The organism is Patescibacteria group bacterium (genome assembly GCA_041667185.1).
Taxonomy (GTDB): Bacteria; Patescibacteriota; Patescibacteriia; order SG8-24; family SG8-24; genus JBAYFM01.
In genome coordinates this window covers 34,740-50,883 of the sequence record JBAYFM010000013.1, presented here as the reverse complement: position 1 = coordinate 50,883, position 16,144 = coordinate 34,740, and the positions used below count along the sequence as shown (strand labels likewise).

The 16,144-nt window shown below is 61.7% G+C and carries 18 protein-coding genes; 4 read left to right on the top strand and 14 right to left on the bottom strand.

Annotated features, from left to right (window positions below; all coding sequences use genetic code 11):
• Positions 1-215 precede the first annotated feature (215 nt).
• Positions 216-497, top strand: coding sequence for a 50S ribosomal protein L27 (gene rpmA, locus WCT10_05075; protein ID MFA6604173.1), 282 nt, complete (start codon positions 216-218; stop codon positions 495-497).
• 65 nt (positions 498-562) lie between these two features.
• On the opposite strand, the gene WCT10_05070 is transcribed toward rpmA, so the two are convergent.
• Genes WCT10_05070 through murA form a run of 3 tightly spaced genes read right to left on the bottom strand, consistent with a single transcriptional unit; the run spans position 563 to position 3,815 of the window.
• Positions 563-1,102 (bottom strand): NUDIX domain-containing protein, encoded by a 540-nt coding sequence (locus WCT10_05070; protein ID MFA6604172.1) that lies wholly within the window; start codon positions 1,100-1,102, stop codon positions 563-565.
• Between the two features lie 10 nt (positions 1,103-1,112).
• Positions 1,113-2,459, bottom strand: a complete 1,347-nt coding sequence (locus WCT10_05065) for a S41 family peptidase (GenBank protein ID MFA6604171.1) — start codon at positions 2,457-2,459, stop codon at positions 1,113-1,115.
• A gap of 18 nt (positions 2,460-2,477) precedes the next feature.
• Positions 2,478-3,815, bottom strand: a complete 1,338-nt coding sequence (murA, locus tag WCT10_05060) for a UDP-N-acetylglucosamine 1-carboxyvinyltransferase (GenBank protein MFA6604170.1) — start codon at positions 3,813-3,815, stop codon at positions 2,478-2,480.
• Positions 3,816-3,886: 71 nt separating this feature from the next.
• Here murA and WCT10_05055 point away from each other — a divergent pair, with 71 nt between their 5' ends.
• Positions 3,887-5,245, top strand: a complete 1,359-nt coding sequence (locus WCT10_05055; GenBank protein MFA6604169.1) for a PEGA domain-containing protein — start codon at positions 3,887-3,889, stop codon at positions 5,243-5,245.
• 67 nt (positions 5,246-5,312) lie between these two features.
• On the opposite strand, the gene WCT10_05050 is transcribed toward WCT10_05055, so the two are convergent.
• The 3 genes from WCT10_05050 to WCT10_05040 form a co-directional block, all read right to left on the bottom strand.
• Entirely contained in the window at positions 5,313-6,077 is a 765-nt protein-coding gene (locus WCT10_05050) for an HAD family hydrolase (protein ID MFA6604168.1), read from the bottom strand.
• A gap of 115 nt (positions 6,078-6,192) precedes the next feature.
• Positions 6,193-7,269 (bottom strand): glucose-1-phosphate thymidylyltransferase, encoded by a 1,077-nt coding sequence (locus tag WCT10_05045; GenBank protein ID MFA6604167.1) that lies wholly within the window; start codon positions 7,267-7,269, stop codon positions 6,193-6,195.
• A 148-nt stretch (positions 7,270-7,417) separates the two neighbouring features.
• The gene (locus WCT10_05040) at positions 7,418-8,071 is read right to left on the bottom strand and encodes an HAD family phosphatase (GenBank protein ID MFA6604166.1); all 654 of its coding nucleotides are present in this window, start codon (positions 8,069-8,071) and stop codon (positions 7,418-7,420) included.
• A 178-nt stretch (positions 8,072-8,249) separates the two neighbouring features.
• Here WCT10_05040 and WCT10_05035 point away from each other — a divergent pair, with 178 nt between their 5' ends.
• Positions 8,250-8,942 carry an SUMF1/EgtB/PvdO family nonheme iron enzyme gene (locus tag WCT10_05035; GenBank protein ID MFA6604165.1) on the top strand — a complete coding sequence of 231 codons (693 nt, stop codon included), beginning with the start codon at positions 8,250-8,252 and terminating at the stop codon, positions 8,940-8,942.
• A gap of 113 nt (positions 8,943-9,055) precedes the next feature.
• Here the strand turns inward: WCT10_05035 and WCT10_05030 are convergent, their stop codons facing one another.
• The 6 genes from WCT10_05030 to WCT10_05005 form a co-directional block, all read right to left on the bottom strand.
• Positions 9,056-9,964 carry a UDP-3-O-acyl-N-acetylglucosamine deacetylase gene (locus WCT10_05030; protein MFA6604164.1) on the bottom strand — a complete coding sequence of 303 codons (909 nt, stop codon included), beginning with the start codon at positions 9,962-9,964 and terminating at the stop codon, positions 9,056-9,058.
• Between the two features lie 51 nt (positions 9,965-10,015).
• Positions 10,016-11,227: a hypothetical protein gene (locus WCT10_05025; protein MFA6604163.1), complete on the bottom strand. Its 1,212-nt coding sequence runs from the start codon at positions 11,225-11,227 to the stop codon at positions 10,016-10,018.
• Between the two features lie 397 nt (positions 11,228-11,624).
• Positions 11,625-12,491: a dTDP-4-dehydrorhamnose reductase gene (rfbD, locus tag WCT10_05020; GenBank protein ID MFA6604162.1), complete on the bottom strand. Its 867-nt coding sequence runs from the start codon at positions 12,489-12,491 to the stop codon at positions 11,625-11,627.
• A 10-nt stretch (positions 12,492-12,501) separates the two neighbouring features.
• Positions 12,502-13,062 carry a dTDP-4-dehydrorhamnose 3,5-epimerase gene (gene rfbC / locus WCT10_05015; protein ID MFA6604161.1) on the bottom strand — a complete coding sequence of 187 codons (561 nt, stop codon included), beginning with the start codon at positions 13,060-13,062 and terminating at the stop codon, positions 12,502-12,504.
• Positions 13,063-13,211: 149 nt separating this feature from the next.
• Positions 13,212-13,526 carry a hypothetical protein gene (locus tag WCT10_05010; protein MFA6604160.1) on the bottom strand — a complete coding sequence of 105 codons (315 nt, stop codon included), beginning with the start codon at positions 13,524-13,526 and terminating at the stop codon, positions 13,212-13,214.
• A 198-nt stretch (positions 13,527-13,724) separates the two neighbouring features.
• On the bottom strand, positions 13,725-14,126 hold the full coding sequence (locus WCT10_05005) for a hypothetical protein (GenBank protein MFA6604159.1): 402 nt from the start codon (positions 14,124-14,126) through the stop codon (positions 13,725-13,727).
• Between the two features lie 160 nt (positions 14,127-14,286).
• Between WCT10_05005 and WCT10_05000 the strand changes: the two genes are divergently transcribed.
• A complete protein-coding gene (locus WCT10_05000; protein MFA6604158.1) occupies positions 14,287-15,186 on the top strand; it encodes a hypothetical protein in 900 nt (299 codons plus the stop codon).
• Between the two features lie 107 nt (positions 15,187-15,293).
• On the opposite strand, the gene WCT10_04995 is transcribed toward WCT10_05000, so the two are convergent.
• A complete protein-coding gene (locus tag WCT10_04995; GenBank protein MFA6604157.1) occupies positions 15,294-15,704 on the bottom strand; it encodes an HIT family protein in 411 nt (136 codons plus the stop codon).
• Positions 15,705-15,720: 16 nt separating this feature from the next.
• Complete coding sequence (locus WCT10_04990) at positions 15,721-16,143, bottom strand: hypothetical protein (GenBank protein MFA6604156.1); 423 nt, start codon at positions 16,141-16,143, stop codon at positions 15,721-15,723.
• Between the last annotated feature and the right edge of the window lies 1 nt (position 16,144).

The following is a 16,144-nucleotide window of genomic DNA, read 5'->3' as shown; positions in this document are numbered from 1 at the left end:
TGGAGTGCTGGAGTGCTGGAGTGCTGGAGTGCTGGAGTGCTGGAGTGCTGGAGTGCTGGAGTGCTGGAGTGCTGGAGTGCTGGAGTGCTGGAGTGCTGGAGTGGCGATGTTCCCACGCTCCGTCTCTCCCCAACTCCTCCACTGCTCCATCGCCTCTTGACGGCAGGCGGCTAAGGGCCTATACTCCTCTTACTTGAGCTTAAGAAATCTACGTTATGGCACATAAGAAAGCAGGCGGTTCAACATCATTAGGCCGGGATTCACAAGCACAGCGCCTTGGAGTCAAACTCTACGAGGGCCAGTTCGCCAAAACTGGAGCGATCATCATTCGTCAGCGCGGAACCAAATTCCGCCCGGGCAAGAACGTCTCCAAGGGCAGCGACGATACGCTGTTCGCCAGTGCCGCCGGCATCGTCAGTTTCAGCCGCAAGAAGGTCCGCAAATTCGACGGCAGCCTGGTTTACGCCCGCTTCGTCCACGTGACCCCGGCGAAATAACCCCGACTGAATAGCGAAAAAACACCGCGCCTCCAAGCGCGGTGTTTTGTTTCATTCATCACGGCTCACTTCGCTCCGCGTTCGACCGGAATTGCGGTCGGCCGTGACATCGGACGACGGTCCTGGAAGTAAGCCGACGCTCGCTTCAGGACAGGTAGCACGTCGCGATAACTCGAACGCTGGATCGCCTGCCGCAGCCCCAGCCAGATGACGCGGCGGATCTTCTCCTTCTTCTGCGGCTGACCCTTGGCGTCAGCCGGAGCCTGCATCAGGAAATAATGGACGTACTTATGGATGAGCACTCCCTTGGTCTCCGGACGATAACGGTCGCGGAACCAGAAATCGATCTTGCCGAGCGGCGCGATCACGCGCAGATCTTTGAGCCCCATCTCTTCGCCAGTCTCGCGGACCGCGGCTTCAGCCGGCGTCTCCCCTTTCTCGACATGCCCCTTGGCGAAGGCCCATTTGGAGAACGGATCGAGCATCAGCGCCAACAATATTCCACCCGGCGCCAGCTTGAAAACGATCCCGCCGGCGGAGATCTCCGTGCGGATCCGCCGCACTGGCCGGCGGTCTTTTTTTCTGGCGGCGGTTCGACCCGGCATAAGCTAAGCGTCAACGCGCCGCCGGAGTCGGATCGGAGAGATCTGATTTGGCCGGGACCGGCGCGCTGGCGGCCGCGGACGGGGCAAAGAGCGTCTCAAAAGCCCTATCCAGCTGCGGATCACGATCGTTTTCGTAATCCTCGGTAGTCAGAACGACGATATCATCGGGTTCAATGCCATCCTTGTCGATGACTCGGTCCTTGGGAGTGAGCCAGAGTGCGACTGTGAGCTTCAACGCGGAACCGTCCGGAAACTCGGTATAATCCTGGACCGAACCCTTGCCGAAGGTGGTCTCGCCGATGATCCGGGCTTTGACATGGTCCTGCAGAGCGCCTGCGACGATCTCCGAAGCGGAGGCTGAACCGCGATTCACGAGCACGATCGTCGGCAGATCGGCGAGCCGAGCGATGCCGGAAGATTTGTTTTCGATGATCTCGCCATCGGCCATCTTTTCCTTGACGATGGTATCGTGGAAAACCCATTCGCCGGCCACATCAACGGCGGAATCCAGGAAGCCGCCGGGATTGTTGCGCAGATCGAGAATGACGCCATCGGGCGCTTCCAAAAGCAGCGCCTGCACGGCCTCGCGGAATTTGGCCGTAGTATCCTCATTGAACCGGGAGATAGTGATGATACCGACGCGCCGGGAACCTTTCTTCTCCAGCCGCCACTTGACCGATTCCACGTAAATCGTGCCGCGAACGATGCTCAGCTCCTTGTTCTCCGAAGAGTCCTTGCGGCCGATGAGCAGTTTGACCGTAGTCCCTTTCTCGCCGCGGATCCTGGAGACCGCGTCCTCGAGCGCCATGTTCAGGGTGTCCACGCCATCGATGGTCAGGATCTTGTCGCCGGCCATGAGCCCGGCCTTTTCCGCGGGCGTACCCGGAAGCGGCGCGATGACGGTGGGTTGGCCATTCTTGACGCCCAGTTCAGCGCCAATGCCTTCGAAAGTACCGGAAAGCTCGCTCGCGAACTGACTGGCGAATTTCGGATCGAAGAAAACAGAATAAGGATCGCCCAATGAATTGACCATGCCAGCCAGTGAACCGTAAAACAGGTCCAGGTCAGTGGCCTTCTTGGAGACATGCTTTTGTTTGAGCATCTGCCAAACATTCCAGTATTCGTTGAAATCAACATCCTGGCCGCTGATCGCGCCCTTAACCCCGCGATTGACCAGTCGGTCCTCGCACTTCAGGGCCGGCGAGATCGCGCCGGAGCCGCGCACGCTGCCGACAGCGACGCCGCCGACGAAAACGCCGATCAACAGGATGGCGGCGATGATGCCGGAACGATAATTTTTTCCGATCCGGCCGTTCGGCGCGGGAGTCGTAATCGGGGTTGCCGATGATTGTTCCATATTATTCATAGATGATGATCAGGAAAGCCGGACGATATCCGCGCCCAAAGCGCGCAGGCGTTCATCCAGATTCTCATAGCCGCGATCGATGATCTCGGCTCCATGCAGGACCGTCTCGCCGCGGGCGATGAGCCCGGCGATGACGAGGGTGGCTCCGGCGCGCAGATCGAGACCGCGGATCTCCTGGCCATAAAGCGGCGTCGGTCCGGAGATCAGCACCCGGTGCGGATCGCAGATGACGGCATTCGCGCCCATCTTGATGAGTTCATTCACGTAACCCAGCCGGCTCTCGAACATCGGATCATGGATCAGTGTGGTCCCGGCGCACTGCGTCGCCAGCACGCCGAACGGCGCCTGCAGATCGGTCGGAAAGCCGGGATACGGCATGGTCTGCAGGCGGAAAGAGTTCAGCGAGGATTGCGAGGCGATGACCAGAGCGTTGCGCTCGATCTCGAACCGGACCCCGGCGCGGCGCAGCAGCGACAGGATGAGATCGAGGTGTTCCGGTTCGACGCCGGTGATCCGCGTGGTCCCCTTGGTCAGGCCGCCGAGCACCGCGAACGTCCCAGCCTCGATCTGATCCGGGATCACGGTATGATCGGCGCCAGCAAGCTTGGCCACGCCGTCGATCACGAGCGTGTGCGTGCCGAGTCCGTGAATCTTGGCGCCGGCCGAATTCAGGAATTTGCCGAGGTCCTGGACGTGCGGCTCAGCCGCGGCCAGCTTGATGGTCGTCCGGCCCCGCGCGGTGACCGCCGCCATCATGGCGTTCTCCGTCGCCGTCACCGAGAATTCCGGCAGGACGATGGTCGCCCCTTTCAGGCCGGAAGTTTTCAGACGATAGAGGTTGTCTTCTTTTTCAATAACCGCGCCGAGCGCCTCGAGCGCCATGAGGTGCGTATCGATCGGCCGGTTGCCGATGATGCAGCCGCCCGGCTCCGGCAGTTCGACCTGGTTGAACCTGGCGAGCAGCGGCCCCAGGAACAGGATCGACGAGCGCATGCTCTTCACGGTCCGGGAGTCGATCTTCTTGATGTCCGCTTTGGTCGCGTCGATCACGAGCTCGTGTTCGGACGACCACTCGACAGAAGCGCCGAGCGAGCGCAGAATATCGAGCATCCGTTCGACATCCGAAAGGCGCGGCACGTTCCTGAGGACGCAGGGCTTCGTGAGGAGCAGTGTGGCCGCGAGGATCGGCGTTACGGCGTTCTTCATGCCGCCGACGCGGATCTCGCCGTCGAGCGGCCGCCCACCGCGGATGACGAGCCGAGAAACGGCCGGCTTCAGCGCCAGACAGGCTGTCATCGGCGTTTTGGCAAGCGCCGGTCTCATTATTCTTTTGGACTTGGTAGACATAGGTATCCACCTGATATAATACCTGTCTAGAAGTGATTTGGCAAAAAACCTGACGCCTACGAATTAAGCTTATGATGAGCCTAAAACAACGCCGCCTGGTCCTGATCCTGTTCCTCGCTATTTTTGCCGTCACGGCTCCGACCGTGATCCTCGCGACCAAAGGCTACCGTTATAATTGGAAGAAAGCGCGCCTCGAAAAGACCGGCGTGCTGCGGGTGAATTCGCAGCCGGAGGGCGCGGCCATCAGGCTGAACGGCGAGCTCTACGCCGAACCGACCCCGGCCTCGGTCTTCAGGCTGCTGCCGCAGGAATATGAGGTCAGCCTGGAGAAGGCGGGTTATTTCACCTGGAAGAAAAAATTGGAGGTCTGGAGCGGCTCGACGACCTTTGCCGAAAAAGTGATCCTGATTCGGAACTCCTATCCGCGACTGCTCGAAGAACGGCCGCTGAGCCGGATCGTCTTCGACAGCCGCCAGAAACTGTCGGCTGAGATCAGCGAGACCGCCGGCTGGACGGAACTCTCCGTCACCGACCGGTCAAAGGACCGCCGCACGACCCTCGCCCGCTTCGACGCCGGCCGTTTTGCCGCGATCGACTTGAACTGGTCGCCGGACAGCGAACGGATCCTCTTCACCGGACTCGCGGATGACGGCCGGACCGAGATCATGGTCTATCCAGCCGACGGCTCGGAGCCACTGCTGCTCGCCGAGACGAAAAACCGACTCGTGGCCGCGCACGGCGCGCGCTGGTCCGCGGATGGCAAACGGGTGATCCTCGCGGCCGCGTCCGGAATTTTCAGCGCTAACGCCGCTGACGGGACGATCAGTCCTCTGTACGGCGACGCCAACTTCGCCGATGCCATCGAGTCCGACGGCGCGCTTTATCTGCTCCGAACCGATCCCGCGGCCGCCGTCCTGCTCGACGCCGGCACCGGAACCGGGGATGCGCCGGAATCGATCGTCACCCTCCAGTCTGGTAAATATCGTTTCCTGGAAGCGTCCGGGCGCTGGCTCGTCATCAAGGACCTTGACCGCGGCAAACTGCATCTCATTGATCTCAAGAATAAGAGCGCTTTCGGACCGTTCACCGCCGACCGGATACGCTGGGAAAAGCCGGATGGCGGGCGTCTGCTGTTATGGAACGATTTTGAGATCTCAGTCTTCGACCCCGGAACCGGACAGCGCGAGGTCGTGACCCGTCTCAGCACGCGGATCAACGACTGCCTTTGGCATCCGGGCGGCCAGAACATCATCTACGCCACAGCAGCCGGACTCAAGACGATCGAGGTCGACGGCCGCGATCAGCGGAACGTCCACGACCTGTCGCCGCTCGCCGATTGCGATAATCTGACCATCGACAACGCCGGCAAACTGCTCTGGTACCTGGGCAACGCGGGCAACCGCCGCGGATTATACGAGCAGGATCTGTAGCGCTCAGCCCGCCGCCGAACCGGAACGCACAGCAAAAAAGACCGGCTATGAAGCCGGTCTTTGCGCATCAGTATCGCTTTTTGCCGCGTCGCGCCGCCGGCAGCTTTTCGAGCAGCTTCGGCAGCTCGTGCACGCTGCGGATCGAATGATCCGGTTTCACGGCGGACGGATCCTGCAACGGATGGCTGATCCAGACGGTCGTGATCCCGAGTTCTTTCGCGGGCCGCATATCGCTTTTGAGCGAGTCCCCGACCATCATCACCGGCCGGGATTGGGCCTGCCTCAGGATCTCGGCCATCGCGGATCGCTTGTCGCGGGCCGTGATCTGGATGGTCTCGAAACATTTTTCGAGTCCGGCCTGCCGGACCTTGCGGCGCTGCAGATGATCGACGCCCATGGTGATCAGATGCAGGCGGCAGCCGGACCGGCGCAGGCGCTGGAGCAGCGCTTTCATGCCGGCGAAAGACCGGAACGGCCCGTACTTGAAATGGCTCGCGGTGTTGTAGAGCCGGGCGCTCACCGCCGCATTCGGCTCGACGCCGAGCCGGTCGCAGAAATACTCGTAGGTCCGGACCCAGCTCTGCGGAAAGCGCTCGATCTGGAAACCGTAGGTCGAGAGCAGCTCCTCGTCGATCCTGGACTGCAGCTGGATGATCTCGAGCGGCGACACGCTGGTCGTGCCCAAGGCTCGGGCGATGATCAAGCCGCATTTCCACGACGCCTCATGATAACGGAAATTCGTCGGCAGGAGCGTATCGTCGAGATCGAAACAGATGACCCATTTTTCAGGCTTGGCCTGGCGAGCGGCGACATTCTTTTTTACAGCTTTCACGTTCCACCTCCGCGACGGGGTTGTAAAGAACAGATCAACTTAAGATGAATATCGCAAAAAAGCAAGCCCCGCGGGTCAGGCGGAGCTTGGTTGAGCCAAATTTTGGCTTATCACTCTATAATTCCACGACGGCGTTGTCGCCGATGATGAGCTTGTGGCCGAGCGGCAGCGACGAGTTCGAAGAAACTATGGTGGCGTTCTGCCCGATCAGGCTGTCCACGATTCGGCGGGAGCAATTGATGTCGGTATCGTCGAAGATGACGGAATGCTCGATCTCGGTATTGTAGATCTCCACGTTGTTGCCGATGGACGTGTAGGGGCCGATGTAACTGTTCTCGATGACGCAACCTACGCCGATAACCACCGGTCCGCGGATCAGGACGCGGGTACCAAGTTTGCAGTTCTTGCCGATCGCGACCTTGCCCTGAACCACCGCGCCATCCGGGATCTCGGACTCGATCTTAGCGTCCGCCGGCGACAATTCCGTCAGCAGCAGCTGATTGCCTTCGAGCAGATCCTCCGGCTTGCCCGTATCCTTCCACCAGCCGGTGATCTCCTCGTAGCCGATGGAGTGACCATGCTCGATGAGCCAGGTGTGAACGTCGGAAATCTCGTACTCGCCGCGGGCCGACGGCTGGATGGCGTCGACGGCATTGAAAACAGTGTTGTCGTAAACATAGATGCCGGTGACGGCGTAATCGCTCTTGGGATGAGCCGGCTTTTCGTCCACCCGAACGATGCGTCCATCCTTCAATTCCGGCACGCCGAACCGCTGCGGATCCTTGACCTTGGAGAGCGCCAACAAGCCATTGACCTTGTCTTTCCTGAACTTCTCTACGAAGCGGCTGATGCTGCCGAGGATGATATTGTCTCCGAGATAGAAAATGAACGGCTCGTCGCCTAAAAATGACTGTGCCATCTTGAGGATGTGGGCCAGGCCTTTGGGACCGCCGGTCTGCTCGATGTAAGTAATCTTCACGCCCCAGCGGCTGCCATCGCCGACCACCTTGGGGATCTCTGTGTCGCCCGGATTAATATTGATACCAATCTCCTTCACGCCCACCTCGGCGATCTTTTCGATAGCGTAAAACAGCATCGGCTTGTTCGCCAGGCTGATGAGATGTTTGTTGATGGTGTAAGTGATGGGCCGAAGCCTGGTGGCGCGGCCGCCGGCGGTGATGAGTGCTTTCATAGATGGCTTTAAGCTTAGCGCAAACCGGCGGAACCGACAAAATAGACGTCGAACAGCTGAAGTTCATGCTTTAATACCACGGATCCGCAGGTATTCCGTCTGCCAGAACCTAAACAAAAAAATCCCGAACCGAAGTTCGGGATAAGACTCAGCCTACCGGCAGACCGAGACCTTGTAGAAACTCAACGAGCTTGTCGAAGTCGCGATAGCAGTGCGTGTGGATGCCGAGCTTCGCCGCGGGCACGAGGTTGGCGGCGATATCGTCGATGAAGACCGTTTCCTCGGCCATAGCGCCGGAAAGATCGAGTGCCCGGACCATGAATTCCTCCGACGGTTTGAGTAGCCCTTCGACGTACGACACGACCTCATGATCGAAAAGCTTCATGATGTCCAAATGCTTCAACCAGATATGCCGGAGCTGCTCGATGTTCGAAACCGCGGTGAGCGTGATCCCCTGCCGGCGCAAATGCCGCCATAGTCCGATCACCTGCCGGTTCGGCGTAAAGACGTCGCAGAAAGCCGTCATGAAGACCTGATGGGCACGTTGCGAACCGCACAATCCCAGCGCGTGCATGAAAGCGCAATGGAACTGCCTGGAGTTGATCTGACCCAGGGAATAGCGGGCGATGAGATAGCTCTCGTCAGCCTCGCAGCCGAACAGGATGCGTTCGACATCCTCCGGTTTCCTGCCGGACAGGGCGGCGAAGGACTCGTACATCTTCTGATTGTCGTAATCCACGACGACGTTGCCGAGATCGGACAGGATCGTAGTGATGGCCACGCGGCACCTCCAGGTTGGCATGTGAAAGAACGTCCGCAGCTGCCACCCAACTTAGCAGGCGCGGCCGCTTTGTCAACCGCTGCCGGATCGAAGCTGAAACAACAAAACTCTTGACAGCATTTTTTAAAAGCTTATCGTGCCGCCTGCCGCCGGGCGTTCCCTGCCCCGCGACAACGGCCAAAAACAAAAAGGAGAAAAAATGACACTCATCGACAATCTGCTCTCGAACCTCGGTTTCGTTCATCTTGCCGGCGGACCAGTGCGGCTCGGCACCGACCGTCCCCTGCCCTGCCGTTTCGAAGGCTTCCGGCGCAACGAGACGCCGGTTCGCGAACTACTGGTCGGACCTTTCTGGATCGCCCGGTGCTGCGTGACCAACGCCGAATTCGAACGGTTCAAACCGCAGCATCGCCGGCCGCTGACCTCGCCGCTCGATGGCCATCCGGTCACGGACGTCACTTATCTCGAGGCTCTGGATTTCGCCGCCGCGGCCGCGAGTCGGCTCGGCGTCGCCGCGGCCCTGCCGACCGAAGCGCAGTGGCTGTTCGCCGCCGCGCCGTACGGACTCGAGTTCCCCTGGGGCGACGAACCGGACCGCAGCCGCTGCCGGACGCGCGGCCCCGGCGTCGCGGGCCCGCTCGAAGCCGCCGACGCCAGCCTGGGACTCAACTGGTGCGGCCTCTGCCACATCGTCGGCAACGTCCAGCAGCTGACCCTCGGCCACTACGCCGCGCCCGGATCGCTCGGCGCCGCGTCGGACGGCGCGTACTGCATCGTCAAAGGCGGCGACTGGAAACTGTGCAAACACTCGGCCGGCGTCCAGCGCCGCGGCCTCGCGGACGTCGCCGGGCGGGCTCCGACCGTCGGTTTCCGCCTGGTGGTCAATCTTTAGCAGCCGGTCAGATCAGCTCCGACCGCAAGACTCTTGTTCCTTCTCACCATAAAGCCCGCCGGCAAGACCGACGGGCTTTTTTCGATATTCAGCCAAGTTGTCGCCGCGGGACTTCAGCCTCGACCGGCTGCCGAAGCCAGCTCAAGCAGCCGCCGCGCGGTATCGACATTGAACGCGTGGCCCGGCTTGAGCAGTCTAACCTCGCCGATGACGCGCCGGCCGAGCAGGAAATAATCGCCGAGAAAATCCAGCAGCTTGTGGCGGCCGAGTTCGTCCGGCTGGCGGAGCGGCGTCAGGTAGCCGTTGCCGTCAAAAGCGATGAGCGGCGACTTGGCCGGATCGTCCGGCAGCATGGGAAAGATCCGGCGCACGCGCGACCATTTATCGCCGGCGGCGTCGAGCGGCGTGCGCACGAAACTCCGGGCCCAGGCGACCTCCTGGCTGAAATCCGTCTCGCCATGAACGAAGCGCGCGATCTGTCGGCCGACCGGCGCGGGAAATTCCGTGATCGCTTCCGCGATCGCGCGGCCGGCGACGGACGGACGGAACGCGACCTCGCGAGCTCCGTCTTCTTCGGTGAAGCTGATCGGTTCATTGATCCTGATGCCCTGCCGCCGCGCTTCCAGCGCGCGCCGGCCGCCGGACGCCAGGCGCTCGGCGAAATATTGCGCCGAAAAATCATGGAACGGAATGCCGTCAGCGCCGACCTTGATAAGCGCGTTATCGAGGCCGAGTCCGGCGAAGGCGGCCAGCAGATGTTCGACGGTCCGCACGGTCGCGCCCGCGGCGCCGATGACGGTGGTGTGGAGCGATCCGGGAACGACGGCCGCGAGGGTCGCCGGTACGAGCACTCCGGCCACGTCAAAAACCACGCCGTGGCCGGCCGAGGCCGGCAGGATCTCGGCGCGGCAAGGCTTGCCTTTGACGGAAATGCCGTCCAGTCCGACCGGCCGGTCCAGTGTCGTTTCCTGTTCCTCCAGCAGCACGAACTCCGCCGCCGGTCTGTTGATATTTTTGATCATACTAGTATTAAGAATGCTGACAGTTTAAGAAACATGCAAATTTCCGGCCGTTCACGCCGGACCGCCGAAGATCGCCGAGGCCACGGCGCGGCCGGACGCCCCGTTCCAGCGCGGCGCAGCGCCGGTCAGGTCAAGATAGTGGCGGTTGCCGAAGGAAAACCGCCGGCCCGAAGCACGGCTGCCGCACAGCCGCGCCGACTGGCCGCCGTCGCAGACCACGGCCCAGCGAGCCTGATGATGTTCCTGCACGTAAGCGGCCAGATCGAGCAGCGTGAGGCCGCGCTGGCCGGGCTGGGCTGGCCGCGCGTCGAAGAGCAGGAAGAAAACGCGGCCGGCCTCATCCTCGATCACGCAGGTACGCGCTTTCTGGCCGAAACGCGCCGCGAAATATGGCTCATCGTCAGCCGCCCGCCGCGTGATCACGGCGCGCTCGCGTTCCAGAGCCGCGAGCATCCGGTCCTGATCAACCAGCAGTTCCACGCTCACGGTCACGGCACCTGAGGCGTTGTCCGGCGCGAGCTGGCCGATGCGCCAATCAACGACCGGGTCGCCGACGCGCAGCTTGGCGGCCGTGGCTGCCGGCGTCTGGATGATAAAAGCCGCTCCGAGGATCGGAACGGCTTGGTCCGTGATGGCGGCGACTTCCGGACGGCCGTCCCGGCAGCAAAAAGCCACGTTGAGTCGGCCCTGGCGGGCTGGCGCTGCGGCCCGCGACCGGTCGAGCCGGATGCCGGAGTTGTCGCGCACGAGCCCCTGATCCTGCGGTCCGAAAGCCAGCGCTACGTCCGGCGGCGGATCCGGTTCGCGGCAGCCGACCCAATCGAGACGTTCCGAACCGACGGCCAGCCAACCCCGAGCCGGCACGAAAAGCGGACGCAGGCGGCCGGCGTGCTCCACGAGCGCGGTGCGACCATTAGAATGCAATCCGATCGGCCAGCCGCCGCGGATCTGCAGATGGTAGGCCGGATTCGCCGCTTCGAACGGTTCATCGGCGACCAACAAAAAACCGGCGTTCATGAGGATCGCCGGTCCTGTTCCGACAGGCATGGCCGCGAGCGGCAGCGGCCGCGACGCGTGATGAACGCCGAAGCTGCAGCGGTCGGCTTCGAAGGCGGCTTCGTAGACGTTGGTCAGGGTCGCGACGCCATCAGGCCGCGAAATGAAACGCCACGGCCGAATGCTGACCCGCGCGCCGGGGAAAGGCGCGAACGACCGGGACCGTTCCGGCCGCAAACTGGCACAGGGCTGACGAGGAGGGCCCATAAAATGGAAGTGATGGCGGCACAGCTGGCTCCCGGCGCATCCCCTGGCCGGACACTGGCGTTGCCGTCGGATGAATTAACGCCGGTTGCTTACCGCAAACTGTTAAAAGATGTCAAGGAAAGCGAAGTATGGGAGTCAGGGAGAGACGGAGATACGGAGCCACATCGCTCGCGAACGACGTGACGGAGTTGGGGAGTTGTGAGAGTGCTGGAGTGCTGGAGTGCGGAAGTACTGGAGTGCTGGAGATGCGGGGCCATGTCGCTCACGAGCGACGTGACGGAGTGCAGGAGAGACGGAGTTTTTGTCAGGTCTCCAACACTCCAACACTCCCGCACTCTCCGTATTCATATAAAAAAATCCCGGATCAAGATGATCCGGGATAGCCTATTTCAATCCCTCAGACGAGATCGGAATTAGCTTCGAAGAAGTCACGCAAGGCCGCGAGCCGCTGGCGCAGCGGCGGGAACTTGGTGTTGAGCAGCATCGCGAACTTCGGCCGCTGGGCCGGCTTCGGAAAAAGCGCGGCGGAGACCGGCTTGCGGGGCGTCTGCACGCCGCGCAGGCCGAAGAACTCTTCCGCGAATCCGTACCAGGTCACGCCCGGACCGGCATTCACCAGATGGTAGATGCCGGGCGGAAAATTCCTCGCGAGCAGGCATTCGGTCGCCGCGGCGATATCGCGCGTGTAGGTCGGACAGCCGACCTCCTCATCCACGATGGCGAGCTCCGGCTTGGTCGCGGCGAGCTTCAGCATGATGCTGACGAAGCTGGGCTTCGAGAGATCCGAGACGCCGGGACGGCCGAAGATCTTGGACAAGCGGCAGATGTAGAGGCGTCCGCTGGCGGCCCAGACGGCTTTTTCGCCGGCCAGCTTGCTCTCGCCGTAGGCGGAGATCGGGTCAGGCGCGTCGTCTTCCGCGTAGCCCTCGGGCTTGGTCCCGGCAAACACATAGTCCGTGCTGTAATGCACGAACAGCGCTCCGGTTTTGGCCGCAGCCGCGGCCATGACTCCGGGAACCTCGGCGTTCAACTTGAAAGCGAGCGGGCGCTTGGCCGGATCCTCCGCGCCATCGACATCGTTCCAGGCGACGGCGTTCAGGATCGCGTCCGCATGCTCATCGAGGATGCGCCGGCGCAAAGCCGCGGTATCGAGGACATCCAGGTCCTCGCGATCGAGCGCGACGACCCTGTGGCCGGCGGCGGCGAAAACGGAGACGAGTTCCTGCCCGAGATTGCCTTTGGCTCCGAAGATCAGGACTTTCATGCGTGCCTCCTCAGCGGCTGAAGACGAACGGCGTCCGCAGCTGGTCGAGTGTCGGAAAAGAAGCGTCGCGCGGATTCACCTGGGGCTCACGGCCCGCGAACGGCCAGCCGATGCCGACCGCGGGGTCGTCGTAGACCAGGCCGCCTTCCGTGGACTTGTCGTAATTCGACTTGCCGCAGAGATAGAGAAGCTCGCAATCGGTCGCAGCGTAGAAGCCGTGAGCGAAGCCGCTCGGCACGTAGAGCATCTTCTTGTTGTCGGCCGAGAGATTGACGCCGAACCACTGGCCGAAGGTCGGCGAGCCGGCGCGGATATCGACCGCGACATCGAAGAGCCGGCCGCGGATGCAGCGAACGAGCTTGGTCTGGTCCTGCGGCGGCGACTGGAAGTGCAGTCCGCGCAGGACGCCGGCGGTCGAGAAGCTCTGGTTGATCTGCTGGACGACCGGCTCGATGCCGAGCGCGGCGAATTTCGACGCGTGATGCGTCTCCATGAACCAGCCGCGTTCGTCGCCGAAGACCTGCGGTTCGACTACAAGGAGTCCGGGGATGCCTGTTTCGACGGTTTTCATGCCTGTTTCCTCCAATGAAAAGAGCCGGCCGCAGATTAACAGTCGGCTGGCGCAACGTCAAATAGCCCTGGCCGGCATCTCGGCCGCCGCCCCGGCTGTCAAAATAAAAAAACCGCGCACGAAGCGCGGTCAACGGAGAACTTTTGGCGTTAACAGCGGCGAATTCGCAGACCGCGGCCTGACGGATGGAGCGACAACTCGAAGACGCGTCCTCCCCCGAACAAAGGCACCGTCAAAGGGCCGACGATGCTGAGCCAGTCGTCAGGGCCGCGAGCGACGCAGTCCGAGCCGATCAGCTCCTCGATCGCCCGCTTGGCGCAAGCGGTCCGGGTCTGATACCAGGCGCGATACTGAGCCTGTATCCGCGGGCACAACCGGCGGAGCAGATCTTTCTCGGCCAGCAAGCCGCCGGAAGCGGCCAAAAACTCAAACGCTTGCGCTTTGGGACTTATACCGCTTGTCATCAGCTACCTCCTACAGTTAGTTGCTGAGCCTGATGGAAAGAACTGCTGATAATCTATAGCCGCGACGAAACGCTGTCAACGCTGGACCCGCGGCGGCGCGGTTTTCAAGAGACTTCAACCCTCGATCCAGACCCTGTTACCGGATTACAAAAAACCGCGTGTGAAGCGCGGTCAAAGAGGACTGAACGGCTGGCGCGGCTAAAAATATCTGAAGTCCATGCCGCGGCCGGAGGCTTTCAGTGAGAACTCCACGAATTTGACACCCGCCGCGTTAAAAAAGGCCAGCGGTTTCACGATCGTGTAGGTCTCCCCGTCGTCGAGCCTGACGACGCTGCCAGTGTCGAGCAGCTCCTTGAGGACCTCTCTGGCCTTGCCGGCGCGGGTCTGCAGTAAACCGACGCGCTGCAGGTCGATCTGTACTTTCAACTTGCTGACGAACTCGGCCTCCGGCAGCGAACCGCCGGAATTGCAAAGAACTCTATAGGCGAGAAGCGGCAGGTTCTCCAAGTTAATATGACACCTTCCGCCTCTTCCGCCACTGGGCGAAAAGACAAGCAGCGCCACTATCAGACCAGCGAACACGAGCAGCAATGTTTCCATGATGCCCTCCTGTATGTTGAGAAATGAGCTGGCGGCACTTTATCGCCGTCGTCCGGCGCTGTCAAACGAAACGGGACGGATAAGAATGAGAGCCGCGGCGGCGGCTGAACCGCGCGCGCCGACTGGCGCGATGAGCGGGATTTTGCCACAATGTCAGCATATGACTTTTGATTCTCGGCCTGGCGGCTCCGGCGCTGAACATCAGGACGACGGCTGGCTAAAAGAAGCCGCGCGAGAGATCGTCGCTGAAAAGATCGCTTATCTCGAGATCGGACTTGATCTGCGCCGGCATCCGGAAATAAATTCGCGCCTGGCCGAACTCGGCTCGCACTTCGAGGACAGCCGGGTCATGGCCCAGATGATCCGGACCCTCTACGGGCCGCTGCGCCAGAAACTGGATCTGACCGACACGGGGCCGGAGCGCCTGATGCGGGCGGCCGTGCTCCATGACATCGGCAAATCCGGACCACCGGGCGTTGAGACCGGCTTCCACGACGCCGTCCACCGGCTCTTCATCCCGCCGAAACACCCGTTCGCCGCCGTCCCCGGCGGCCAAAAACAGACGATCCGCGATTACGTCGCTGCGCAGCAGCTGCCGGACGGAGCGGCGATCATTTCGGAACTGCAAAAAGCCGGCATCGATCCGGATCAGGAAGCCATGATCGCTTTCTGGCGGCGCCACGCCGGCTGGACCCACGAACTGCTCGCGTCCGAGATCGGGCCAGACATCGACGAAGACACGGTCAAGATCGCGGCCTCGCACCATCTATTCGAGGATCAGGATCCGGCCCGGCTGGAACTGGCCAAGCAGCCGGCGGAAACGCACGCGCTGGAGATCCTGGAAGAAGCTGAGTTATTGGCGGTCGTGGACAAGTACCAAGCCTCCCGCCAGCGAGGCGGACTCAGGCATGAGGAAGCCGTCGGCCGGCTGAACGCGCTCATCGCCGCCCGGACCGATCTGCCCGAGACGCTGCGGCAAAAATTCCGGACGATCGTCGAGATCATCGACGGATCGCGGAATGAGATCGAACAGTATTTCGGATCCGACGCGGCCAAATGAACGGTACGAAAAACCGGCCCTCGCGGCCGGTTTTCAGTTGTCTTTTTGAATCATCGTCTTCAGCCGACTAAGCCGGCGCCGCCGGCGACCAGTATCTTGCCCCTGGATCAGCGGCTCAACTCGGCGATCTTGCCGGCGATCTCTACCATCTCTTCCTGCGAGACGGATTTCTTGGACCAGTGCCGGTGGCCGTCATCCTCGAACCGCGGGATGGCGTGGATATGGACATGCGGGATGATCTGGCCGGCGACCGGACCGTTATTGACGATGATATTGAATCCGCCGGCGCCGACCGCGGCCGCGGCCGACTTGCCCAACATCTTGGCGGCCACAAACAGCGGACCCAGCTCCTCATCCGGAGTGTCAGCCAGCGTCGGATAGTGGCGCTTCGAAACGATCAGCGTATGCCCGGGATTGGCCGGCTGGATATCGAGAAAAGCGACGAGCGCGTCGTTCTCGTAGACCTTCAACGCGGGTATCTCTCCGGCCGCGATCCGGCAAAAAATGCAGTTTTCCATATGAGCGGGGCGATCATTATCCGTTAGTAGCGCCGGTTCCCGGCCGCGACGCGGCGCACCGCAGCACGGCGCCGACAGTGACGGCGGTCGCCGCCATGAGCCAGATCCGGGACTGCGGCAAGGAACCGAAATAATACCACGCGGCCGCGGCCGAACCAATGATGATCACGGCCGCAAGCAGGAGGCGGCGCAGATCGGCTGCTCGGTTGGGGATCCGGACCGGCCGGCCGGGCACTAGAGCCAGGCCGCCGCTCGCGGCCAGGACGGCGAGCAGGCCTTTGGGCGAAACGTAGTTGATGGCGAAACCCGGCTCCAGGAATTCGCCGACCGCGGCCAAAAAACCGAAGATCGCCGCCGCCGTGAAGACGACCGCGCCGAATTCGGAAAGATACGGCGCCGCCGGAACGATCTTCTTGTGCCAGACAGACAAAAAATCCATA